At 70.1% G+C, this 18631-nt stretch carries 20 protein-coding genes and 1 pseudogene; 11 read left to right on the plus strand and 10 right to left on the minus strand.

What is annotated here, in order from left to right:
- The first annotated feature begins 2 nt into the window (after positions 1-2).
- The 3 genes and pseudogenes from RWE79_RS02995 to RWE79_RS03005 all read left to right on the plus strand — a co-directional run bounded on the left by RWE79_RS02995 (position 3) and on the right by RWE79_RS03005 (position 3263).
- Positions 3-2144 carry a beta-galactosidase gene (locus RWE79_RS02995; protein WP_475938418.1) on the plus strand — a complete coding sequence of 714 codons (2142 nt, stop codon included), beginning with the start codon at positions 3-5 and terminating at the stop codon, positions 2142-2144.
- A 13-nt stretch (positions 2145-2157) separates the two neighbouring features.
- Positions 2158-2580: pseudogene (locus tag RWE79_RS03000) on the plus strand (hypothetical protein); the annotation flags it as partial.
- Between the two features lie 89 nt (positions 2581-2669).
- The gene (locus RWE79_RS03005) at positions 2670-3263 is read left to right on the plus strand and encodes a YagU family protein (protein ID WP_475938419.1); all 594 of its coding nucleotides are present in this window, start codon (positions 2670-2672) and stop codon (positions 3261-3263) included.
- A gap of 255 nt (positions 3264-3518) precedes the next feature.
- Here the strand turns inward: RWE79_RS03005 and RWE79_RS03010 are convergent, their stop codons facing one another.
- On the minus strand, positions 3519-4499 hold the full coding sequence (locus tag RWE79_RS03010) for a phosphotransferase enzyme family protein (protein WP_475938420.1): 981 nt from the start codon (positions 4497-4499) through the stop codon (positions 3519-3521).
- Positions 4500-4774: 275 nt separating this feature from the next.
- On the opposite strand from RWE79_RS03010, the gene RWE79_RS03015 reads away from it, so the two are divergent.
- Positions 4775-5443 carry a DUF6215 domain-containing protein gene (locus RWE79_RS03015; RefSeq protein WP_475938421.1) on the plus strand — a complete coding sequence of 223 codons (669 nt, stop codon included), beginning with the start codon at positions 4775-4777 and terminating at the stop codon, positions 5441-5443.
- A gap of 125 nt (positions 5444-5568) precedes the next feature.
- On the opposite strand, the gene RWE79_RS03020 is transcribed toward RWE79_RS03015, so the two are convergent.
- From RWE79_RS03020 to RWE79_RS03030, 3 genes are all read right to left on the minus strand, one after another.
- The gene (locus RWE79_RS03020) at positions 5569-5877 is read right to left on the minus strand and encodes a hypothetical protein (RefSeq protein ID WP_475938422.1); all 309 of its coding nucleotides are present in this window, start codon (positions 5875-5877) and stop codon (positions 5569-5571) included.
- Positions 5878-6078: 201 nt separating this feature from the next.
- Complete coding sequence (locus RWE79_RS03025; RefSeq protein WP_475938423.1) at positions 6079-6675, minus strand: HAAS signaling domain-containing protein; 597 nt, start codon at positions 6673-6675, stop codon at positions 6079-6081.
- Positions 6672-7046 (minus strand): PadR family transcriptional regulator, encoded by a 375-nt coding sequence (locus RWE79_RS03030; RefSeq protein ID WP_475938424.1) that lies wholly within the window; start codon positions 7044-7046, stop codon positions 6672-6674. Before RWE79_RS03030 ends, RWE79_RS03025 begins: the two co-directional genes overlap by 4 nt.
- Positions 7047-7382: 336 nt before the next feature.
- Between RWE79_RS03030 and RWE79_RS03035 the strand changes: the two genes are divergently transcribed.
- The 3 genes from RWE79_RS03035 to RWE79_RS03045 all read left to right on the plus strand — a co-directional run bounded on the left by RWE79_RS03035 (position 7383) and on the right by RWE79_RS03045 (position 9926).
- A complete protein-coding gene (locus tag RWE79_RS03035) occupies positions 7383-8087 on the plus strand; it encodes a VanZ family protein (RefSeq protein WP_475938425.1) in 705 nt (234 codons plus the stop codon).
- A gap of 68 nt (positions 8088-8155) precedes the next feature.
- Positions 8156-8830: a response regulator transcription factor gene (locus RWE79_RS03040; protein WP_475938426.1), complete on the plus strand. Its 675-nt coding sequence runs from the start codon at positions 8156-8158 to the stop codon at positions 8828-8830.
- The gene (locus RWE79_RS03045) at positions 8823-9926 is read left to right on the plus strand and encodes a sensor histidine kinase (RefSeq protein ID WP_475938427.1); all 1104 of its coding nucleotides are present in this window, start codon (positions 8823-8825) and stop codon (positions 9924-9926) included. Before RWE79_RS03040 ends, RWE79_RS03045 begins: the two co-directional genes overlap by 8 nt.
- Here RWE79_RS03045 and RWE79_RS03050 read toward each other — a convergent pair.
- Positions 9869-10854, minus strand: a protein-coding gene (locus RWE79_RS03050) for an IS5 family transposase (RefSeq protein WP_475938267.1) whose coding sequence is annotated in 2 segments (ribosomal slippage) — positions 9869-10465 and positions 10468-10854 — 984 coding nt in all. Because the reading frame shifts where the segments join, the coding sequence is not laid out codon by codon here. The genes RWE79_RS03045 and RWE79_RS03050 overlap by 58 nt on opposite strands.
- A 788-nt stretch (positions 10855-11642) precedes the next feature.
- Between RWE79_RS03050 and RWE79_RS03055 the strand changes: the two genes are divergently transcribed.
- Positions 11643-12755, plus strand: a complete 1113-nt coding sequence (locus RWE79_RS03055; protein WP_475938428.1) for a hypothetical protein — start codon at positions 11643-11645, stop codon at positions 12753-12755.
- A gap of 176 nt (positions 12756-12931) precedes the next feature.
- On the opposite strand, the gene RWE79_RS03060 is transcribed toward RWE79_RS03055, so the two are convergent.
- Positions 12932-13339 carry a DUF3224 domain-containing protein gene (locus RWE79_RS03060; protein ID WP_475938429.1) on the minus strand — a complete coding sequence of 136 codons (408 nt, stop codon included), beginning with the start codon at positions 13337-13339 and terminating at the stop codon, positions 12932-12934.
- Positions 13340-13654: 315 nt separating this feature from the next.
- Between RWE79_RS03060 and RWE79_RS03065 the strand changes: the two genes are divergently transcribed.
- On the plus strand, positions 13655-14248 hold the full coding sequence (locus RWE79_RS03065) for a flavin reductase family protein (protein ID WP_475938430.1): 594 nt from the start codon (positions 13655-13657) through the stop codon (positions 14246-14248).
- 116 nt (positions 14249-14364) lie between these two features.
- On the opposite strand, the gene RWE79_RS03070 is transcribed toward RWE79_RS03065, so the two are convergent.
- Together RWE79_RS03070 and RWE79_RS03075 are read right to left on the minus strand one after the other, a co-directional pair.
- Positions 14365-15222, minus strand: coding sequence for an SGNH/GDSL hydrolase family protein (locus RWE79_RS03070; protein ID WP_475938431.1), 858 nt, complete (start codon positions 15220-15222; stop codon positions 14365-14367).
- Complete coding sequence (locus tag RWE79_RS03075; RefSeq protein WP_475938432.1) at positions 15209-15778, minus strand: PadR family transcriptional regulator; 570 nt, start codon at positions 15776-15778, stop codon at positions 15209-15211. The genes RWE79_RS03070 and RWE79_RS03075 overlap by 14 nt, the downstream gene beginning before the upstream one ends.
- Positions 15779-15872: 94 nt before the next feature.
- Between RWE79_RS03075 and RWE79_RS03080 the strand changes: the two genes are divergently transcribed.
- Complete coding sequence (locus RWE79_RS03080) at positions 15873-16289, plus strand: nuclear transport factor 2 family protein (protein WP_475938433.1); 417 nt, start codon at positions 15873-15875, stop codon at positions 16287-16289.
- Positions 16290-16338: 49 nt separating this feature from the next.
- Here the strand turns inward: RWE79_RS03080 and RWE79_RS03085 are convergent, their stop codons facing one another.
- Complete coding sequence (locus RWE79_RS03085; RefSeq protein WP_475938434.1) at positions 16339-17058, minus strand: DUF998 domain-containing protein; 720 nt, start codon at positions 17056-17058, stop codon at positions 16339-16341.
- Between the two features lie 303 nt (positions 17059-17361).
- Here RWE79_RS03085 and RWE79_RS03090 point away from each other — a divergent pair, with 303 nt between their 5' ends.
- On the plus strand, positions 17362-17949 hold the full coding sequence (locus RWE79_RS03090) for an AMIN-like domain-containing (lipo)protein (protein ID WP_475938435.1): 588 nt from the start codon (positions 17362-17364) through the stop codon (positions 17947-17949).
- Positions 17950-17986: 37 nt separating this feature from the next.
- Here the strand turns inward: RWE79_RS03090 and RWE79_RS03095 are convergent, their stop codons facing one another.
- Positions 17987-18511 (minus strand): hypothetical protein, encoded by a 525-nt coding sequence (locus RWE79_RS03095; RefSeq protein ID WP_475938436.1) that lies wholly within the window; start codon positions 18509-18511, stop codon positions 17987-17989.
- Positions 18512-18631: the final 120 nt, after the last annotated feature.

The following is an 18631-nucleotide window of genomic DNA, read 5'->3' on the forward strand; positions in this document are numbered from 1 at the left end:
CCATGGCGGTTCTGCCCGCCCGCGTCCTCTTCGGCGCCGCTTACTACCACGAGTACCAGCCCTACGAGCGGCTCAGGACCGACCTCGACCTGATGGCCGACGCGAACTTCACCGTCATCCGGGTCGGCGAGTCGGTCTGGTCGACCTGGGAGCCCGAGAACGGACGGTTCGACCTCGACTGGCTCCAGCCGGTACTCGACGGCGCCCACGAACGCGGGATCTCCGTCGTCCTGGGCACACCGACGTACGCCGCGCCGCCGTGGCTGGCCCGCCAGTACCCGGAGATCACCGGCGAGCACGCCACGGGCGAGCGCGTCGGCTGGGGCGCCCGCCAGGAGATCGACTTCACCCACCCCGCTTTCCGGTTCCACGCCGAGCGGGTCATCCGCAAGATCGTCAGCCGGTACGCCGGGCACCCCGCGGTCATCGGTATCCAGGTGGACAACGAGCCGGGCCTGCATCTCCTGCACAACCACGGTGTCTTCCAGCGGTTCACGGACCACCTGCGCGCCACATACGGGGACGTCGAGACCCTCAACCGCGAATGGGGGCTGGTCTACTGGTCGCACCGCCTGTCCACCTGGGCCGACCTGTGGAAGCCGGACGGCAACGCCCAGCCCCAGTACGACGTGGCGTGGCGGGAGTTCCAGGCCCGCCAGGTGACCGAGTTCATCGGCTGGCAGGCGGACATCGTCCGCGAGTACACCCGGCCGGAGCAGTTCGTCACCACCTGCATCTCGTACACCCGTCCCGGGGTGGAGGACGACGAGCTGACGGACCGCCTCGACATCGCCTCGGGCAATCCGTACTACGACATGCAGGACGGTCTCGCGCACCCCGGCCCGGCGCCCGACGACCACGAACAGAAGTGGAAGTCCACCGGGGTGTGGTCGATGTACCAGACCGCCGACTGGATGTTCTCCTCGCGCCAGGAACCGTTCCTGGTCACCGAGACCAACGCCGGTTCCATCGGCTTCCCGTGGGACAACCGCCCCGCCTACGACGGCCAGTGGCGGCAGGCCGCCTGGGCTCTCGTCTCACGCGGGGCCCGGATGGTCGAGTACTGGCACTGGCACACCCTGCACTTCGGCGCCGAGACGTACTGGGGCGGAATCCTTCCGCACAGCGGCCGGCCCGGCCGTACGTACGCGGAACTGTCGCGCCTGGGAGCGGAGTTCGACGCGGCCGGCCCGCTCGTCGCCGGAATCGAGCCGGACGCCGACATCACCATGGTGTACTCGACGCCGAGCAAGTGGCTCATGCAGAAGTACCCGCCGCTCGCGACCCCCGACGGCGAACCGGACGCCACCGCCTACCACCGGATCTTCGACCCCTTCTACCGCGGCGCCTTCGACGCCGGCCGTCAGGTACGGATCGTCCACGCCCGGCAGCTGCACGACCCCCGCGGCGAGCGGGAGGGGATGACGCCGGAAGAGGCCGTGCGACGCCACCCCGTGCTCGTCGCCCCGGCCCTGTACGTCGTCGACGACGCCACGGTCGATTGGCTCGCGGCCTACGCCCACGCGGGCGGCCACCTGGTCGTCGGCCCGCGGACCGCCTACGCCGATCACGAGGCCCGTGCGCGGCACGAGCCCGCCCCCGGACGCCTCGTCAGAGCCGCGGGCGTCCGCTACGACGAGTTCAGCAACCTCACGCACGACGTCCCGCTCCGCGCCGTGCCCGGCGGCCCGCTCGAACTGCCGGAGAACGCGACCGCGACGCGCTGGATCGAGGGCCTCACTGTCGTCAACGCCGACGCCGACACCGACACCGACACCGACGTGCTCGTCGAGTACGACCACCCGCACTTCGGCCGCTGGCCCGCGGTCACCACCCGCCGGCACGGCGACGGCCGCGTCACCTGCGTCGGCACCGTGCCAGGACGCGACCTCGCCCAGGCACTGGCCGAATGGCTGGTGCCTTCCGCGAGCAGCGCCTGGCAGGACCTGCCGACGTCCGTCACCGCGACGACCGGGACGTCCCCGGACGGACGCCGCGTCCATGTGGTGCACAACTGGAGCTGGGATCCCGCCCGCGTCGCGGCCCCGGTGGCACTGACCGACGTCCTGAACGGCACTCCCGTCCCCGCGGGCACGGCGCTGGACCTCGGCGCCTGGGACGTGCGGGTGTTCGTCACCACCTGAGCCGAGGGCCCGCGTCGCCACCACCGACGGCGCGGGCCCTCGCCGGTCCCCCGACCACCTGGTCCCCTCTCAGGTCCGCACCCTGATGGACCGTATAGAGGCCGAGCAGGGCCGACTGGACATCCTGGTCAACGACATCTGGGGTGGCGAACCCCTCTTCGACCACTTCGGTGTGACCGAGGAGACCTGGCGGGACGCGCTGGTGAGCGAGCCGCACTTCTGCGTCTCCGAGACCCCGTCCTACGTCGGACGCGCCGTCGCCGCCCTGGCCGCCGATCCCGAGGTGGCACGCTGGAACGGCAAGTCGCTCTCCAGCGGCCGACTCGCGCAGGCGTACGGCTTCTGCGACCTCGACGGCAGCCGGCCCGACGCCTGGCGCTACATCGTCGAGGTCCAGGACCCCGGCGGGTCCGCGGACCCGGCCGGGTACCGCTGAGGCCCTCGTATCGCTTCCGCCGCTGTCGCGTGGTCCCTACGGCGGTGTCCGCCATGCGCACGGGATCGGGAGCCCGTACCGTCGGTGCCATGCGCCTGTCCCTCACGCCGCCCTCCCGCAAGCGGTATGCGGTGGCTGCGGCCGTCGGTGTGGTCGCCGGCGTCATCAGCGGTCTTGTGAAGCTGGGCTGGGAGGTCCCGCTGCCTCCGCGCTCGCCGGATCGGCAGGATCCGGACCCGCCGCAGATGCTGCTGGAGCAGCTCGGCGTGCCCGCCCGCGGCACCCATGCGGTCTGCCGGTACAACGGCAACGAGGTGCCGTACGTCAGCCTCCTCGCGCATTTCGGCTTCTCGGTCGGGGTGTCCACGCTGTACACGGTGGCCGCCGAGAGGTATCCGCGGATCACCCTGGGGCAGGGCACGGCGTACGGTCTCGGGACCTGGGCCGTCCTGCACCTGGTGCTGCTGCCGGCGACGAGGACGATTCCGGCGGCCTGGCGTCAGCCGTGGCAGGAGCACCTGTCCGAGGCGGCGGGCCACGCCGTGTGGATGTGGGCCGCCGAACTCACCCGGCGTGGTCTGCACGACCGCCCCGTCCACCGGCCCGGCCTCATGGCGGCTGCCGCTCTACCAGGACGGCGTGGCACACGGCGAGTTCCCTCCGCTGCCGGTGAGGGCCGGTGAGGCGATCGATCTCATCAACGACCTGCCGTCCGCGGCCTATCTCGTCGACGCTCTCGCTGCCCAGGCCGAGGACGCGCTGGCCCGAGCGGGAAGGCGATGACTCGAAACCGTGCCGACATCCACACGTCTCGGCCTGCCGCAGCGGACGCGCCCCGCGAACCACTCGGCGCCACCGGCCTGCGACGCACGTCGTCGTCGTCGTTCCCACGGTCTCCGCGCCCCTGTTCGGCGGCTGTGGCATGAACTACCCGCCGGTCACCACTCGGTCTTGAGAGCCCTGATCAATCGGGAGACCGCAGCCAGGTCCGGCAGGCTCCGCAAGGAGGTGACCACCTGGTCGCTCGCGAACTCGCGCTGCGCGGCGGTCACGGTCGGATCGATCACGCACTTGGCCTGCACGTAGAGATAGTTCAAGGCCGTTGCGAAAAGCATCGAGAACGAATCCAGGCTTTTGACGGTCGCACGACCTCCGGCATCCACATATGCGCGCACCAGTCGCCGGGCGGATTCCGTGTTGAACTGATTCCCACCCGACCATACATAAACGGCACGTGCGAGCTCGCGTTCCGCCGATGTGGATCCCGCGTTGTCCCAGTCGAGGAGAACCGGACCGGCCGGACCGACCAGAACATTGCGGGGTTGCAGGTCGAGATGTGACGTCACCACATCGCCGGGATCCGACCTGGTCACATGGTGCGTCAGCTCCGCCGCCGAGGTGGCGACGAACCGGCCCAGCGCGTCCGACCACGGCAGGCCTGCCTGGCGAATCTCCTTGCGCAGCTCCGCCCAGTCGGCATCCTGGTGGCATTCCTCGTACCAGGAGTCCGGTGCCTCGGTCGCGCCCTCTCCGGCCATGTGCAGAAGTGCCATGGTCCGGCCGAACCAGCCCAGGACTTCCGGATCGGAGGCGTCTGCCTCGGTTCCGTTGACCCAGTCGTACAGCTTCACGTAGGAGCCGCCCGACGAGGGGGCGAGTTGTGATACATGCTCCTCGTCGCGATTCGCGATGAGTCTGGGCGATACGATCCCCAGTTTCTCCGCGGCGTTCCGTAGCGCGGCTTCGCGGCTTACCTGCTCCTTGTCGCAGCCGAAGAGAAGTTCCTTCACCGCCCATGAGGAGCCGTTTCCGGTCAACTTCCAGATCTGCCCCAGTGCGCCACGGGTGATGGGCGTCATCGTCCACGGCCCGGCGCCGAGCGCATAGGCGTCCGCTACGAAGTCGGCTGTGTCGTGCATGCAGGAGCCTCCTTGGGTGCTGATGGCCGCACTGACTCTATGGGAACTCAACTCGGCGCCCTCGAACCGGATCGGCGGCCTGGGGCAGGCCGGCTCCGACAGGTGATCCAGCGCCCGGCGCAGCACGACGCCGGGTGCCGGCACCCGGTCGTCGGAGCACAGGATTGGATGAGCGCGCGCATGTGCACAGGCCCCGGAAGATTTCTGTTTCCCGCGAAACGATCACCGGTTGGGCCCCCGGCGCGCAACGGGTGCTATCGGGCAGGGTGGGGGACGTGGTCGACGATTTCGCCGAATCCAAGGTCGGCAGGAGCGCGGGGGCCCAGACCGCCGCGGCGGTGGTTCTGGTCGCAGTCGTCGTGGGCGGCATGTGGGGACCGGGGATCTTCCGGCAGCAGCCCGCTGACAGTGAACCCGCCACTTGCTCAAGCACGCATGACACCCTGGCGTCGCAGTACGTCTCCGCGGCACAGCTGTGCGCGGCGCTGAACCGTCCGGACCCGCCGACGCTCCTCGAAACCCCGGAGGACCACACGCGGACCGCCGGGGGCAACGGGGACTGGATCACCCTCGCCGGCGGCGCCAGGACAGCCGCTCCCGAGGCGAACGTCGTGCTCCAGACCTACTCCGTGAAGCTTTCGGCGTCCTACGACCATCTCCCGGTCACCCAGGCGGCCGACCCCCCGGGTGATACCGGGCAGACGAGAACGGTCCTGGGGCACCCGGCGGTCCTCTACTCGGACCGGACCATCGCCCTCACTTTCACCGGCAGCAGGACCACTACCGGGCCCGGCAACATCGCCCGCCGCCTGCTGGTGGCCAGGAACGCGAAGGACGGCGGCGGCTCCTTCGAGATCGTCATCCGGCGCCAAGACGACATGCTGCCCGATGACGCGGCTCTGGTGCGCGTCGCCGAGAAGGTGCTGCCGACGATCCCCGGGTGACCGCCGGCTGACCGGACTTCAGCTCGTCCGGTCCGGTGCGCACCACACTCGCAACGCGGACGGCGTCGGCGAGGCCCATGAGAAGGCCCGGACCTCCCGACGCCGATCCGGCCACGCCATAGCCGTCACGCCTCGGAGGCGACCTCCCGGATCAGCGGCTCGAACTCCCGCCGTACGTAGGCGTCGAACGGCTCCGTCAGCGCGCCGTCGATCACCCGCCGCACCCGGTGCCCCGTCGCGAACTCCTTGATCGCCGCGCGGGAGTCCGGGTCCACGCCCCCGCCAATGATCAGCACCCCGAACTCCCCGGTCTCCAGCAGTTTCCGGGCCTCCTCGTCGGTGCTCACTCCCTCCGCGTCAAAGCCGTCGCCACGCAGCGTGGCCAGCACATCCCTCACCCGGGCGGGCGTCCTTCCCAGCACCAGCGTCCTCACGGCTGTTCCTCTCCGGTACGTCGGCGTCAACCCGACCGACCCTAAAAGCTCAAGCAGACTTGAGGTCAACCCCAACTCCCGCCCCGCCACGCCCACCGGCGGCAGGCCCACTGCGCGTCCGTCAGATCCGCACGCCACAGTGGGCTCGGCCGTGTGGTCACTCCTCGGAGGACTAGCCGGGTATGAGGGCGGTGGCCGCGCTCAGACGCGGCGGACCCGCCAGAGCCATGCTGCCGTACCAGCCAGCAGGGCAAGCGTCGCCAGGTTGCCCAAGAGGGCTGGGCCGTCGCCCGCCGAGCCGCCGCTGGACAGGTTCCAGGTGGCGATGACGGCACTCGGCAGGACGGCGGCAAGCAGTACGCCGGTGGTCTTCTGGACGGCGATCCAGTGCACCGAGGTGCAGAGAAGTACCGCGCCTATAACGCGGAACAGGACGCCGAACAGCGGGCCGGGGGTGGCGGGGAAGATCATCATGAAGGGCAGCGAGAGGGTGAGCATCAGGAGCGGGACCAGGGGGTGCACCTTGCCGCGCCGGGCAGGTGCGCCGGCCTCGCCCCGGGGCGAGGCCCCGGCGGCCCCGTTCCCCGCCTCGGCCAGCGCCGTTGCAGCGATCGTGCGGGGGTCCCCAAGCTCCGCCAGGACCTCGCCGATCGCGGCGTCGGGGCGTTCTGCGCACGTCACCTCGATGTGTTCGGCGAGGTCGGCGAGGAGTTCCTGGCGGCGGTCGGCGGGGAGTGCGGAGGCCTCGCGCTCGACGGCGGAGAGGTAGTCGCGTACAGGGTCGGCAGAAGTCTTCATTCGAGGTCTCCGGTAAAGGGGTACGGGGTGGTCAGGAAGGCATCGACGGCGTTGCGGAAGCCGGGCCAGACGCGGGAGAACTCGTCGAGCGCGGCCCGGCCGCTGTCGGTGAGCGCGTAGTAGCGACGCGGTGGGCCGGAGGCGGACTCCTGCCAGGTGGTGGTGACCAGGTCGTCGCGGCGGAGCCGGGAGAGCAGCGGGTAGACCGTGCCCTGGCTGGTGGCCAGGGCGCCGGAGTCCTCCAGTGCGTGGAGGAGTTCCACGCCGTAGCGGGGGCGGTCCCGCATCAGGGCGAGTACGCAGTACTCCAGGACACCCTTGCGCAGTTGGGCGGCTGCCCGGGCCTGCTTGGTCGAATCACCTGGTTCCATGCGATGCAAGATACCTGGTGGGGCAAGTGGATGGGAAGGGGGGCGCGGATCCCCTTGAAGGTTGGACAACTCGCCCCAGACGTGACAGGTTTGGGCGTTCACGGTCCAGGGCAGACCTGCGGGCGTGACGGCGAGCTCGTCCTGGATGCTCGGCAGTGCGATTGTTCACGGACGAGTCGTCCAGCACCTGCGGTGGCCGGACCGGCGCGATCACCGGCGGCGGGACCATCTCACCGCCGGCTTGCGCCAGTTCCTCGATGCCCGGGATTCCGTATATGGCGGGCGTATCGAAAACCGCATACGCCACCGCAACGGCCCTGCCTCTCCAATGGGGGCATGAACCACAACGCATCCCTGTCAGCACCGCCCCGCCGCACGCGCAGGATCGTGCTCCTCAGCCTGGCGATCCTCGGCATGGCGAGCGCCGCGTTCGTCGTGCGGCGGCCGCTCATGATGTCCGCTCCGATGTGCATGGCCGGGCGGTGGCACGGCTGCTTCGACACGTTCAACGGTGTGGTGCTCATGACCTTGGTCGCGCTGCCGTTGGCCGCGCTGGTGGTGTGGGCTCTGGCGCGCCGTCGGCGTGCCTCCGGCGTCACATCGGCGTGGCGGATGTCGCTGGCCGAGGTGGGCATGGTCCACGGGACGGTACCGTTCCTGTGGATGACCATGATGCCGGGCGGCGGGGCCGGCGTCGCACCCCGTCGGGTGAGCCTGGTACCGCTGCGGGATCTGGTCACGATGGGGCCGGGCGGGATCGTCGGCAACCTGCTGATCTTCGCGGCGCTGGGGTTCTTCGCCCCGATGCGGTTCGCGGCGCTGGCGTCCGTGCCGCGGATCCTGGCGCTCGGGGCGGGCTGCTCGCTACTGGTCGAAACCGCGCAGTACGTCCTGTGGCTGGACCGGGTGTCCTCCGTGGACGACGTACTGGTCAACGCCACAGGCGCCGTGCTGGCCGCGCTGGCGTCGCGCCGCTGGTGGCGCACTACGGCGGAAGCGCCGTCGGACCAGCCCCGCCCCGCGCTGACACCGGCAGGCTGAGTCGCGTGTCCGGTGTGCACACGTCTTCGCATACGCCGGCGATATGTTGTGCTGCTTAGGCTTCAGCCATGCGCGTACTGATCGTGGAGGACGAGCCCTACCTGGCCGAAGCCGTCCGTGACGGTCTGCGGCTGGAGGCGATCGCCGCCGACATCGCCGGCGACGGCGACTCCGCCCTGGAACTCCTCAGCGTCAACTCCTACGACCTCGCGGTCCTCGACCGCGACATCCCCGGCCCCTCCGGCGACGCGGTCGCCCGGCACATCGTCGCCTCCGGCAGCGGCATCCCGATCCTCATGCTCACGGCTGCCGACCGGATCGACGACAAGGCCTCCGGGTTCGGGCTCGGCGCCGACGACTACCTCACCAAACCGTTCGAGCTGCGGGAGCTCGTCCTGCGGCTGAGGGCGCTCGACCGCAGACGCGCGTACGCCCGGCCCCCGGTCCGCGAGATCGCGGGCCTGCGGCTCGACCCCTTCCGCCGCGAGGTCTTCCGCGACGGACGCTACGTCGCGCTCACCCGCAAACAGTTCGCCGTGCTGGAAGTCCTCGTCGCCGCCGAGGGTGGGGTGGTCAGCGCCGAAGAGCTGCTGGAACGGGCCTGGGACGAGAACGCCGACCCCCTCACCAACGCCGTGCGCATCACCGTCTCCGCACTGCGCAAACGGCTCGGCGAACCATGGATCATCACCACGGTGCCCGGCATCGGCTACCGGATCGCCCCCGGCAGTACGCATGCATAGACGCCCGGGGCTCAGCGCCCGGCTGAAACTCACCCTCAGCTACGCCGGATTCCTCCTCGTCGCCGGCGCTCTCCTGCTGACCGTGGTGTGGATGTTCCTGCTGCGCTACGTACCCGACAACTCCCAGGGCCTTCTCGGGATCTCACCCAACCGCTACCTCCTCGTACGCACCTTCGCCCCCGCCGCGGCCGTGGCGATGGTCGTCCTGCTCGTGTTCGGCCTCGTCGGAGGATGGATCCTCGCCGGCCGGATGCTCGCACCACTCACCCGGATCACGGATGCGGCACGGATGGCCGGGAACGGGTCGCTGTCCCACCGGATCCGCATGAAGGGCCGCCAGGACGAATTCCGTGAACTCTCCGACGCGTTCGACTCGATGCTCGAACAACTTGAGTCCCACGTCGCCGAGCAGCAGAGGTTCGCCGCGAACGCCTCCCACGAACTGCGCACCCCGCTGGCGATCTCGCGGACGCTGCTCGACGTCGCCCGCAAGGACCTCACGCGGGACCGGGGCGAACTCATCGAACGCCTGCACGCTGTCAATACGCGGGCGATCGACCTCACCGAGGCCCTCCTGCTGCTCAGCCGCGGCGACCGCGGAAACTTCACCCGCGAAAGCGTCGACCTCTCCCTCATCGCCGAAGAAGCCGCCGAAACACTGCTTCCCCTCGCCGAACGGCGCCGGATCACGCTCGACGTCACCGGCGCGGCGGCCCGGACCAGCGGCTCCGCGGAGCTCCTGCTGCGGATGGTGGCGAACCTCGTCCAGAACGCCATCGTCCACAACCTCCCCGCCGGCGGCACCGTGACGGTCCGCACCGAGGCGCACGGCGACACGAGCGTGCTGCGGGTCGAGAACACGGGCCATCCGCTCCCACCGGAACTGGTAGCAACCCTCACCGAACCCTTCCAGCGCGGAAGCGAACGCGTACGCACCGACGAGCACGCCGGCGTCGGCCTCGGCCTGGCCATCGTGCACAGCGTCGTCCGCGCCCATGACGGGACCCTCGACCTAGGGACTGTGCCGAGTTGGGATCTTCATGTGAGGCTCCGGAGCCAGATGACCGCGCCGCGTAGGTGGAGTCCGGCGAGGTAGCTGTCCGGGGTCTTGTCGTAGCGGGTGGCGAGCCCGCGCCAGTCCTTGATCTTGTTGATGCAGCGTTCCACCGTGTTGCGGTCGCGGTAGAGCTCGGTGTCATGGACGGGGGGCCGCCCGCCCCGGCGTCCCTTGTTCTTGCGGTTGGCCGTCTGGTCGGTCTTCTCCGGGATCACCGCCCGGATCCTGCGTCTGCGCAGGTAGGCGCGGTTGGCGCGGGAGGAGTACGCCTTGTCCGCGGCCACGGCGGCGGGGCGGGTGCGGGGCCGGCCGACCGGGCCCCGGACCCTGATGCGTTCCAGGACGGCGGTGAAGCGGGGGCTGTCGGCGGCCTGGCCGGGGGTGAGGACGAAGGACAGCGGGCGGCAGCGGCGGTCCGCCGACAGGTGCACCTTGCTGGTCAGCCCGCCGCGCGAGCGCCCCAGTTCAGCGGCCCGGAGCCGGGCCTTGCGGCGCCGACGCAGGCGCCGTCGCTCCTCGCGGGCGGCAGCCTCCTGCCCGTCCGGCCCGGCTACCGGGGCGTTCTGTCCCTTTGGCGAAGCCCCTTTTCCTCCGCGACGGCCTTCTCCAGGGTTTCGAGCAGCTCCGCATCGACCGTCATCCCGGCGGCATGGTGGTGGGCCCGGGCCACGGTGGAGTCCACGCTCACTAAGCCGAGGTCCACCTGACCACGCGCGGCGGCCTCGGCGATCACCGCTTCCATCAGCCTCTGGAAGACCCCGGACCCGGCCCACAGGTGGAACCGCCCGTAGACGGTGGACCAGGGCCCGTACCGCTCGGGCATGTCCCGCCACGGACCGCCCGTACGGAACCGCCACATCACGCCGTTGACGAGCCTGCGCAGGTCAGGAATGGGACCGCGTTCGCCCAGCGGCAGCAGCGGTTCGAACACAGTCCACTCATCGTCCGTGAGATCACCCCGGGTCATCCCGCCTGTCTACCGTCCCGACCCAGCCAGGACAGCGAAACAGCCAAACCCGTGATCCCAACTCGGCACAGTCCCTAGTCCCCCGCCCCGCCGGCGGTCTCCTCGTCACGGTCCGGCTGCCCGTCACGCCGTAGGCATCGTCCCCGGGCGGGGCCTCTGGATCGTTGACCGGAAGTTCGGTGCGGGCGCTCGCCTGTGCAGGATTCGTCTGCTCCGGTATCGGCAGCCATCTCGCGCCACTGGCCGCCCGGCTCGCGGGCATCTGCTCGGTGCCACCGCGGTCTCCACGGGAGTGGACTCCATGGCCGCGGCCATGGGCTACGGCGCCTCCGGTTTCACGGCACTTGTCGGCCGCGCCTCCAGTGGACGGCCGAGGACGGGAGTGCCGTGGGGGCACAGGAACTGCCGCGCGCGTATCGGGCGAACAGGCGGAAGACGAAGGTGGCCCTGATCACCAAGAGCGTCACGATGCTGGGTGAAGCCGCTGGTGACCGTGGCGGCGCCACTGTTCGTCGTGGCCGTGACCGTTCACATTCCATGCCGTTCGGGGCCCGTGACAGGGCGCCGATGCCGACCGTGATCACGTACGCCTACTTGTCCAACGGCCGGCGCAAGCTGCTCAACTGCGCGGCGCGGAGCCGGAACCGCGTGCCGTGTTGGCGTGACCACCGGGCGATCCACGCTCACTTGGATTCCGTCGGCTGACCGACTGTCAGAAGGTGGCGATAGAGTCCTGACACATCCCCGGCACTGCCCAACGAACCGTCGAACCGTCAGGAGCAGCGCGCATGGAAGCGACCTTTGCCGACTTCTCGATATCCCCGCCGCTGTGCGGAAACGCCGAGGTGCGAACCGACGGTGGCGGGTTCGGTGGGGACCATCTGCAGCTCGACGCGGGCGGGAGCGCCGCGCTGGACTTCTCGGTGGAGCCTGACGAGACGATCATCGAGGCGACGCTCAAGGTGACGGCGCTGGCCTCCAGACTCGGGCGCTCGCCCGGCTTCGCTCCGATGGACATCGAGGTCAACGGCCGGACCGTGGTGGAGGCCCTGACGCTTCCCGGGGGTGGCGACCTGCCGCAGACCATGGTGTTCGCGGTGCCCGGCGAGCTGCTGCGGCCGGGGACCAACACCGTGACGGTGCGCAGTTCCCCCAAGGCCGCGACCATGCTCTGGCTCTACCGGGTCACCCTCGACTCGGTGTACGAGCGAGACCGCTCCGAGCGGGCGATGGGCGCCAAGGCCGCCGAGCGTGCGGTGTTCGTCTTCCGTACGGAGCGCCATGCCGCCGGCACGGCCGACTGGGCGCCCGCCGGACAGCTGCACCTCTACGTCGAGCGGGGCGAGAACTCCCTGCCCGCGCAGATTTCCTGGCGCAGTGTCGACGGCGCCGAGGGGGCGGCCAGCTTCCAGTCCGCCATGACCGACTTCCTGGGCCACCACCGGGACGCGGACGGCACGATCGCCGAGTTGCGCGGTCGGCTGGAAAGCCGCCGGGCCTTCCCGGAGGGCACCGCTGACGCGCCCCTGCATCATTTCAGGACCGAGGAGGGCTGGGGTGGTGGCTGGCACACCTCCGGTGACCTGCGCATCCTGGTGGACCACGGTGGGGTTGCCATGGAGCGCATCACCTGGCGCGACCAGCGCACCAACGGCGGCTCGATATGCCTGCACGCCGACGGCTCCGGCTTCGTCGGGTTCTACCAGCGGATCAACGAGGGCCCGATCGGCTACCGCGGCACCGCCGTACCCGCCGCGCCCGCCGCTCCGAAAGCCACGGGTGAGCAGATTCCCGCAGGGCGTGGCGAGTTGTCCGAGGAGCTGCGGCGGACGGCCCGCCAGCTGGAACGCGTCGCGGATGCGGCAGTCGGCACGTTCACCGACTGGCTCCGGGCCCGCTGATCCGAGACGACGAGCAAACATCGCGGCGCGCGGTCAGAATGGCGGGATGCGCCCGCCCACTGACCACGCCCACCCGCCATATCGGCTCGCGGTGGGGGTGAGCCCGACGAAGTCCGCGCCGGTGAGGCCGGTTTCATGAGCGGCCGGGCGAGGCATTCGCCAGTGGCCGTGCGTACTCAGCTGAGCTGGTAGTCGAACCAGATCCGATGTGTGCCGTCGGCGTCGACGGTCATTCCCCCGGCACCGGAGATCCCGGCCAGTTCCCCGGTGCCGCTCGATGGCACGATGGTGAAGAACTCCGCGGTGCGGTCGCTGCCGGACGTCGTTGCCGAGTGCACGAAGTTGAAGGCACCGTCGCGGCCGTGCAGCGAGCCTTCGAAGGACTCCATGGCCACATAGGTGCCGACGCCCGTTGCCTGGTCGAACGCGGCGGTGAACAGGGTCGCCGAGCGGCCGGCGGTCTCGCCCTCGAAGCGTTTCTCCATCGTCGCGACACCCACCGGGAGCCCGGTGGACACGGCCGGGTCCGGCTTCAGCTCGGTCGGGACGAACGCTTCGACGGTGAACGTTCCAGTAGCTCTCATGGACTGACCGTATCGCCGCTGTCTGACAGCGCGCGGTCGTCAAGAGCCGTGGAACGGTGTGTTCCGGGTCAAGGTCCGGCTTCGGCTTGAGGCGACATCCCCGTCACCTGGCGCGGCCGGGGGCGGGGTGATCGTTCCGACCGCGGCCGGAACGTAAGGTCCGATTCCCGCCAGCGCCCTTCACCTGGTTCGCGGATAGTCGATGACGGCACGGCTCGTGCACCGCATGGCGAGTCTCTTCAGCTCAGGTCCCTGCGAAAGGCGTAAAGAATGCACGTGGTCCCCGGGCTCAAGGTGTTGTACTTCGGGACTCCCGTGGTGCTGATCAGCTCACGCAACGAGGACGGCACTGTGAACCTCGCGCCGATGTCCTCCGCCTGGTGGCTCGACCAGTCCTGCATGCTGGGTCTCGGCAACAGCGGCCAGACGACGGCGAACCTGCTGCGCGAACGCGAGTGCGTGCTGAACCTGCCGTCATCGGCGATGGTCGACGCCGTGGACCGAATCGCGCTGACCACCGGGAAATCGGCCGTCCCTGATCACAAGGTCAAGCAGGGCTACCGATACGAGCCGGACAAGTTCTCGGCCGCGCAGCTGACCGAGCAGGCATCGGAGCTGGTCCGGCCGCCCCGAGTCGCGGAGTGTCCGGTCCAGCTGGAGTGCAAGGTTGTCTCGACGCACCCCTTCGGCAGTCCCACGCCTCATGCGACCGCTGTCCAGGTCGAGGTCCTTCGCACCCACGTCGAGGAGGACCTGATCATCCCAGGGACGCATTACGTGGACCCCCTCCGATGGGACCCGCTCATCATGAAGTTCTGCGAGTTCTTCGGCGATGGACACAATGTGCATCCGTCGAAACTCGCCGAAGGCTGGAACATGCCGCATCAACTCCTGCCGACGGTCGTCTGAGCCGGTATCGCTCACCGGTAGGCGCCCGCCCAGCCTTCCGACCCCTGCCACTGACCCGAACGCCGTCCCCACCGGCCGGGGCCCACTGACCGCCGGCTCGTTACTGACCCGCGCTCCTAGCGTGCCCGGCCCTTGCGCGGCGTGTCGCCGCCGGTGTCCTCCCGCAGGTCGTGGAGAGTCGTCGGCGCTTGGACGGGGAGGAGGAGCGGGCGCTTGCTTGTGCGGCCGTCGCCGGAGGAGCGTCCGCGTAGGCGTCTGCCCAGCCAGGGGCCGAGGAAGGCCGCGGCCCAGCGCACTTCATCGGCGGCGGCCCCGGGCCATCCGGTGGGGCGGGCTGTGCCGGGTGGGGGCAGGGGGTGGGTCCAGGAGTCGTCGCTGCCGGGCAGGCCGAGGGCGTGGGCGGCGGCGGCGGCGATCAGCCGGTGGCCGAGCGGGCTGGCGTGGAGCCGGTCCGCGCTCCAGACGCGCGGGTCGCTGGACACGGGGTACAGGTGGGTCTCGGCGACGGCGACACCATGGCGGCGGGCGGCTCGGCAGACGCGGTCGTTGAGGGCGGCGACGCGGGAGCTGATCGGGCGTGCGAGTGGGCTGATCCGCGCGGGGTCGGGGAAGGTGAGCGTGGCGACACGGGTGCCCTGGGCGGTGAGCGCGGCGAACATCGCCTCCAGGTGCCCGGCGACCTCGTCGATGTCGCACCGCGGCCGCAACAGGTCGTTGACCCCGGCGACGACGGTGGCCAGGTCGGGCCGCAGCGCGAGGGCGGGCGCGAGTTGCTCGGCGTGGACCTGTCCGGCGAGCCGCCCGCGTACGGCCAGATTGGCGTACTGGAGGCCGGGGCTGTGCGGTGCGAGCTGCTCGGCGAGCCGGTCGGCCCATCCGCGCAGGCCCGCCATGTCGTCGCCGTCGCCGACCCCCTCGGTCTGACTGTCGCCCAGCGCCACGTAACGCAGGTACCGCGGGTCAGTGCCGGGCACGGGTGGCCTGCCTCTCCCGGAGGACGGTGACCGTGCGTTCGCACCAGTCGCGGTTGCCCTGCTCGAAGGCGAGGCCGCGCATACAGGTCAGATAGGGGCCGATGCGCTCGCCGTCGCGCAGGAACTCCTCCTCGGTGCGGTCGCTTCGCATCGCGTGGAGCAGCTGTCCGAACAGGTCGATCTTGGCCTGGGCGAAGGCGGCGCGCTCGGTGAGCTGCGCGATCAGCTTCCCGGGATCGACGTGGTCGGCGGCCTGGACCTTGACGAGCAGGTCGTCGCGGATGAAGGAGGGCTTGGTGGCGGTGGCCGTGAACCGCTCCAGCTCGGCCAGGCCGGTGTCGGTGACCTTGAACAGGCGCTTGTTGGGGCGGGTGTCCTGGACCACGTCCCGGCCCGTGATCATCCCGTCCTTCTCCAGGCGGGTCAGCTCGGCGTACAGCTGCTGCGGCAGCGCGTGCCAGAAGTTCGCCACACCCAGATCGAATGCCTTGGCCAGCTGGTATCCGCTCAACTCATCGTCGAGCAGCGCCGCCAATACGGCGTGTCGCAACGCCATCGGATCGCCTCCTCACGTGCCACTGTCCACGGATGCCCTCCTTATGATACTCAAGAAACTGACTAGTCACATTCTTGAGTATGAAGGTGAAGCCGTGACCACAGCAGACCGCTTCCGCGCCGCCGTCGACAGCCGCGACCTCGCAGCCCTGGACACCCTGTTCGCCGAGGACATCCGCTTCTACAGTCCCGTGAAGTTCAAGCCGTTCGAGGGCAAGCCGATGGTGCTGGGTCTCTTCGGTGTCCTGCTGCGCGTCTTCGAGGACTTCCGCTACCTCGGGCACCACGACGGCACGTCCGAGACGAGCACGGACGGCACCGAGGCCCCGTCGGCGGTCCTGCTCTTCCGGGCGACCGTGAACGGCAAGCAGATCCACGGCATCGACCTGCTGCACTTCGACGAGGACGACAGGATCAAGGAGTTCACGGTCATGGTCCGGCCGCAGTCCGCCGCGCAGGCCCTCAGCGAGGCGGTCCTCGCAGGCCTGGTCGCCGACGGCCTGGTCCCGTAGACAGCCGGTCAGCAGGCCGACCGCCCGCCCGGACGCATCTGTCGCCGTGCTACGGACCCTGGCGCGCGGGTGGCTGCTTCGGGCTGTCCTGCTGGAGCAGGTGAAGAGCCAACAGGCTCAACCAGCACCAGCCGGCAGTGACCGCCACCCGCTGGAACAGTCCGCCGAGGCCTACGAGCCCCTCGGTTTGGCCGAAGCCCAGGTTGGAGAGGGCGAACGTCACCAGGAAGACGACGCCGGTGAGCGCGGAGCAGACTGCCCAGGCGCGCTTGCCCCATCCGGCGAAGCGCCGGGCGAAGACGAAGCAGGCCGCCGCCAGCGCCACGAAGCCGACAAGCGAAACGCCGTCGTGCAGCGCGGCGTGCGTGCTGCCGTAGTGGGCGAGCTTGTCGGGAGTGCCCACCGGATAGCCGCTGACCGGGTCGGTGACAAAGACCCCCGCACCGAGCAGGCCCGCCCCCCATGTCCCCACCAGCAGCGGCCCCCAGGTCGAGCCTCCGAGGGGTCGCAGCGCGCGCCGTAATCCAGTGGCGAAGGCGAGTCCAAGGGTGCCTGCGATGAGGAAGTTGACCACCTGTATCCAGCCAAGGCCGCCCAGGGCGAGTGAACTGATCGGATGGCGCCACGAGTTGTAGTCGGCACGGGTGGCACCCGCGACGACGAAGGTGACGACGAAGAGCGGACCGGCGATCGCACCGCAGACCAGGAGGGGGCTGGTCCGGGCCGCGACGGCCCATCGGGAGATTGTCTGGCCTGCTGTTGGCGGCATCGTTCCTCCAGGGACGGATGGCGAGCGGCGTGAGGCTCACCCCTCCCGCGGCCCCGCGGCAGGAACGCCCCCGCCGTGCGGGGACACACGGACACACGGGTAGCGGGGAAGGCGAGCGTCACACCGGATCGTCTGTCAGTCTGGGTTGACACTGCCTTCACGTCAACCCAGACTGACAGACGTGGGGACCGCCGGACCCAGGGTGCGCGCACCTTCGGTGGCGGGGGCGCACAACCCATCGGGTGTCTGGGATGTCCAACTCATGACCAGAATTCCATGAGTTGTCACACAAGGGGGAATGACATGCGCACACAACGCTGGGGCGTCGTGCCGGCCATCCTGCTGATGGGCGGCGCGCTCCTGGGCGCGGCCGTGCCCGCTGCCGCCGCCGCTCCGGGCACGTCCGCCCGGGCCACGGCGTCCGCAACCGCCTGCCCGACCGGCTGGGGCAGCCTGCCCAAGTCCGCGTCGACAACGGCGTACGCCGACCCGCTGACCGATATCCGTTCCGGCACGCATGAGTGCTACGACCGCCTGGTGTTCGACGTTCCCGGTGGGGGCACGTCGGTCGGCTACCGGGTGCAGTACGTCAGCGAGCTGATCCAGGACGGGTCCGGCAACACGATCCCCGTCTCCGGCGGGGCGATCCTGGAGATCGACCTGTCCGCTCCGTCCTACGACCCCAACACCGGCACGTCGACGTACCCGGGCGTGGCCGGGCACTCGTTGCCCGGCATCAGCCTGACCGGTTACCCGACCTTCCGGGACACCAAGTTCGGGTCGAGCTTCGAGGGCGTGACGCAGGTAGGCCTCGGCGTAAGGGCCAGGCTGCCGTTCCAGGTGCTGCAACTCTCCGACCGCGTGGTGGTCGACGTGGCCCACACCTGGTGACGGACCCGAAGCCCCGGGCCGCCGGTCGCCCGGGGCTTCAGTTGGTGATCAGTGGCGAGTAGGGCTCCCCCTCCGGCGTGAAGACGAGAACGAAGTCCTCACCGGCCCCGAGGGCCACCTCCCGCAAACGGGCCAAGGCATCCGCCTCCGCGGGAAGGACGAGGCCGAGGGCCGCGGCCGCGCGGTCCCGGCGGGCCGGCAGGTCCGGTATGTCCTCCAGGTACTCGGCCGCCGACTCCCGGCTCTCCTGCGCGGTGAACTCACGGCAGTCACGCCACCACGGGGCGACCAGCAGGAGCCGTAGGAGTTCGGGCAGGCCGATCGCGATGAGCGCCGCGCCTCCTTCGGAGTCCGCGTACAGCACAGGACGCTCCTCGCCGCCCTCACCGCAGAAGAAGAACGTTCCCCCGGCGCCGTCGCCCGCGAATCCCTCCAGCACGGCGCCCGAGGCGAGGTGGACGTCCTCGACGTGGTCGCCCCGGTCCAGGTCGAAGTCACCCGGCCAGGCGAGGAAGCGGGCGGCCTCGTCCTGTTCGCGGACGACAGTGATCAGTGACTCCATGCTCGGCACCCTAACGGCGCCCACTGACAACCGAGCGGCACGGGCCGAACCGAGCGGGCCGAACGGCGCCCGTCCCACGATGTCACCCGCCTCGTAGCCGGCCCGGAGGCTGCCGGCCGA

Source organism: Streptomyces sp. RLA131 (assembly GCF_056270125.1).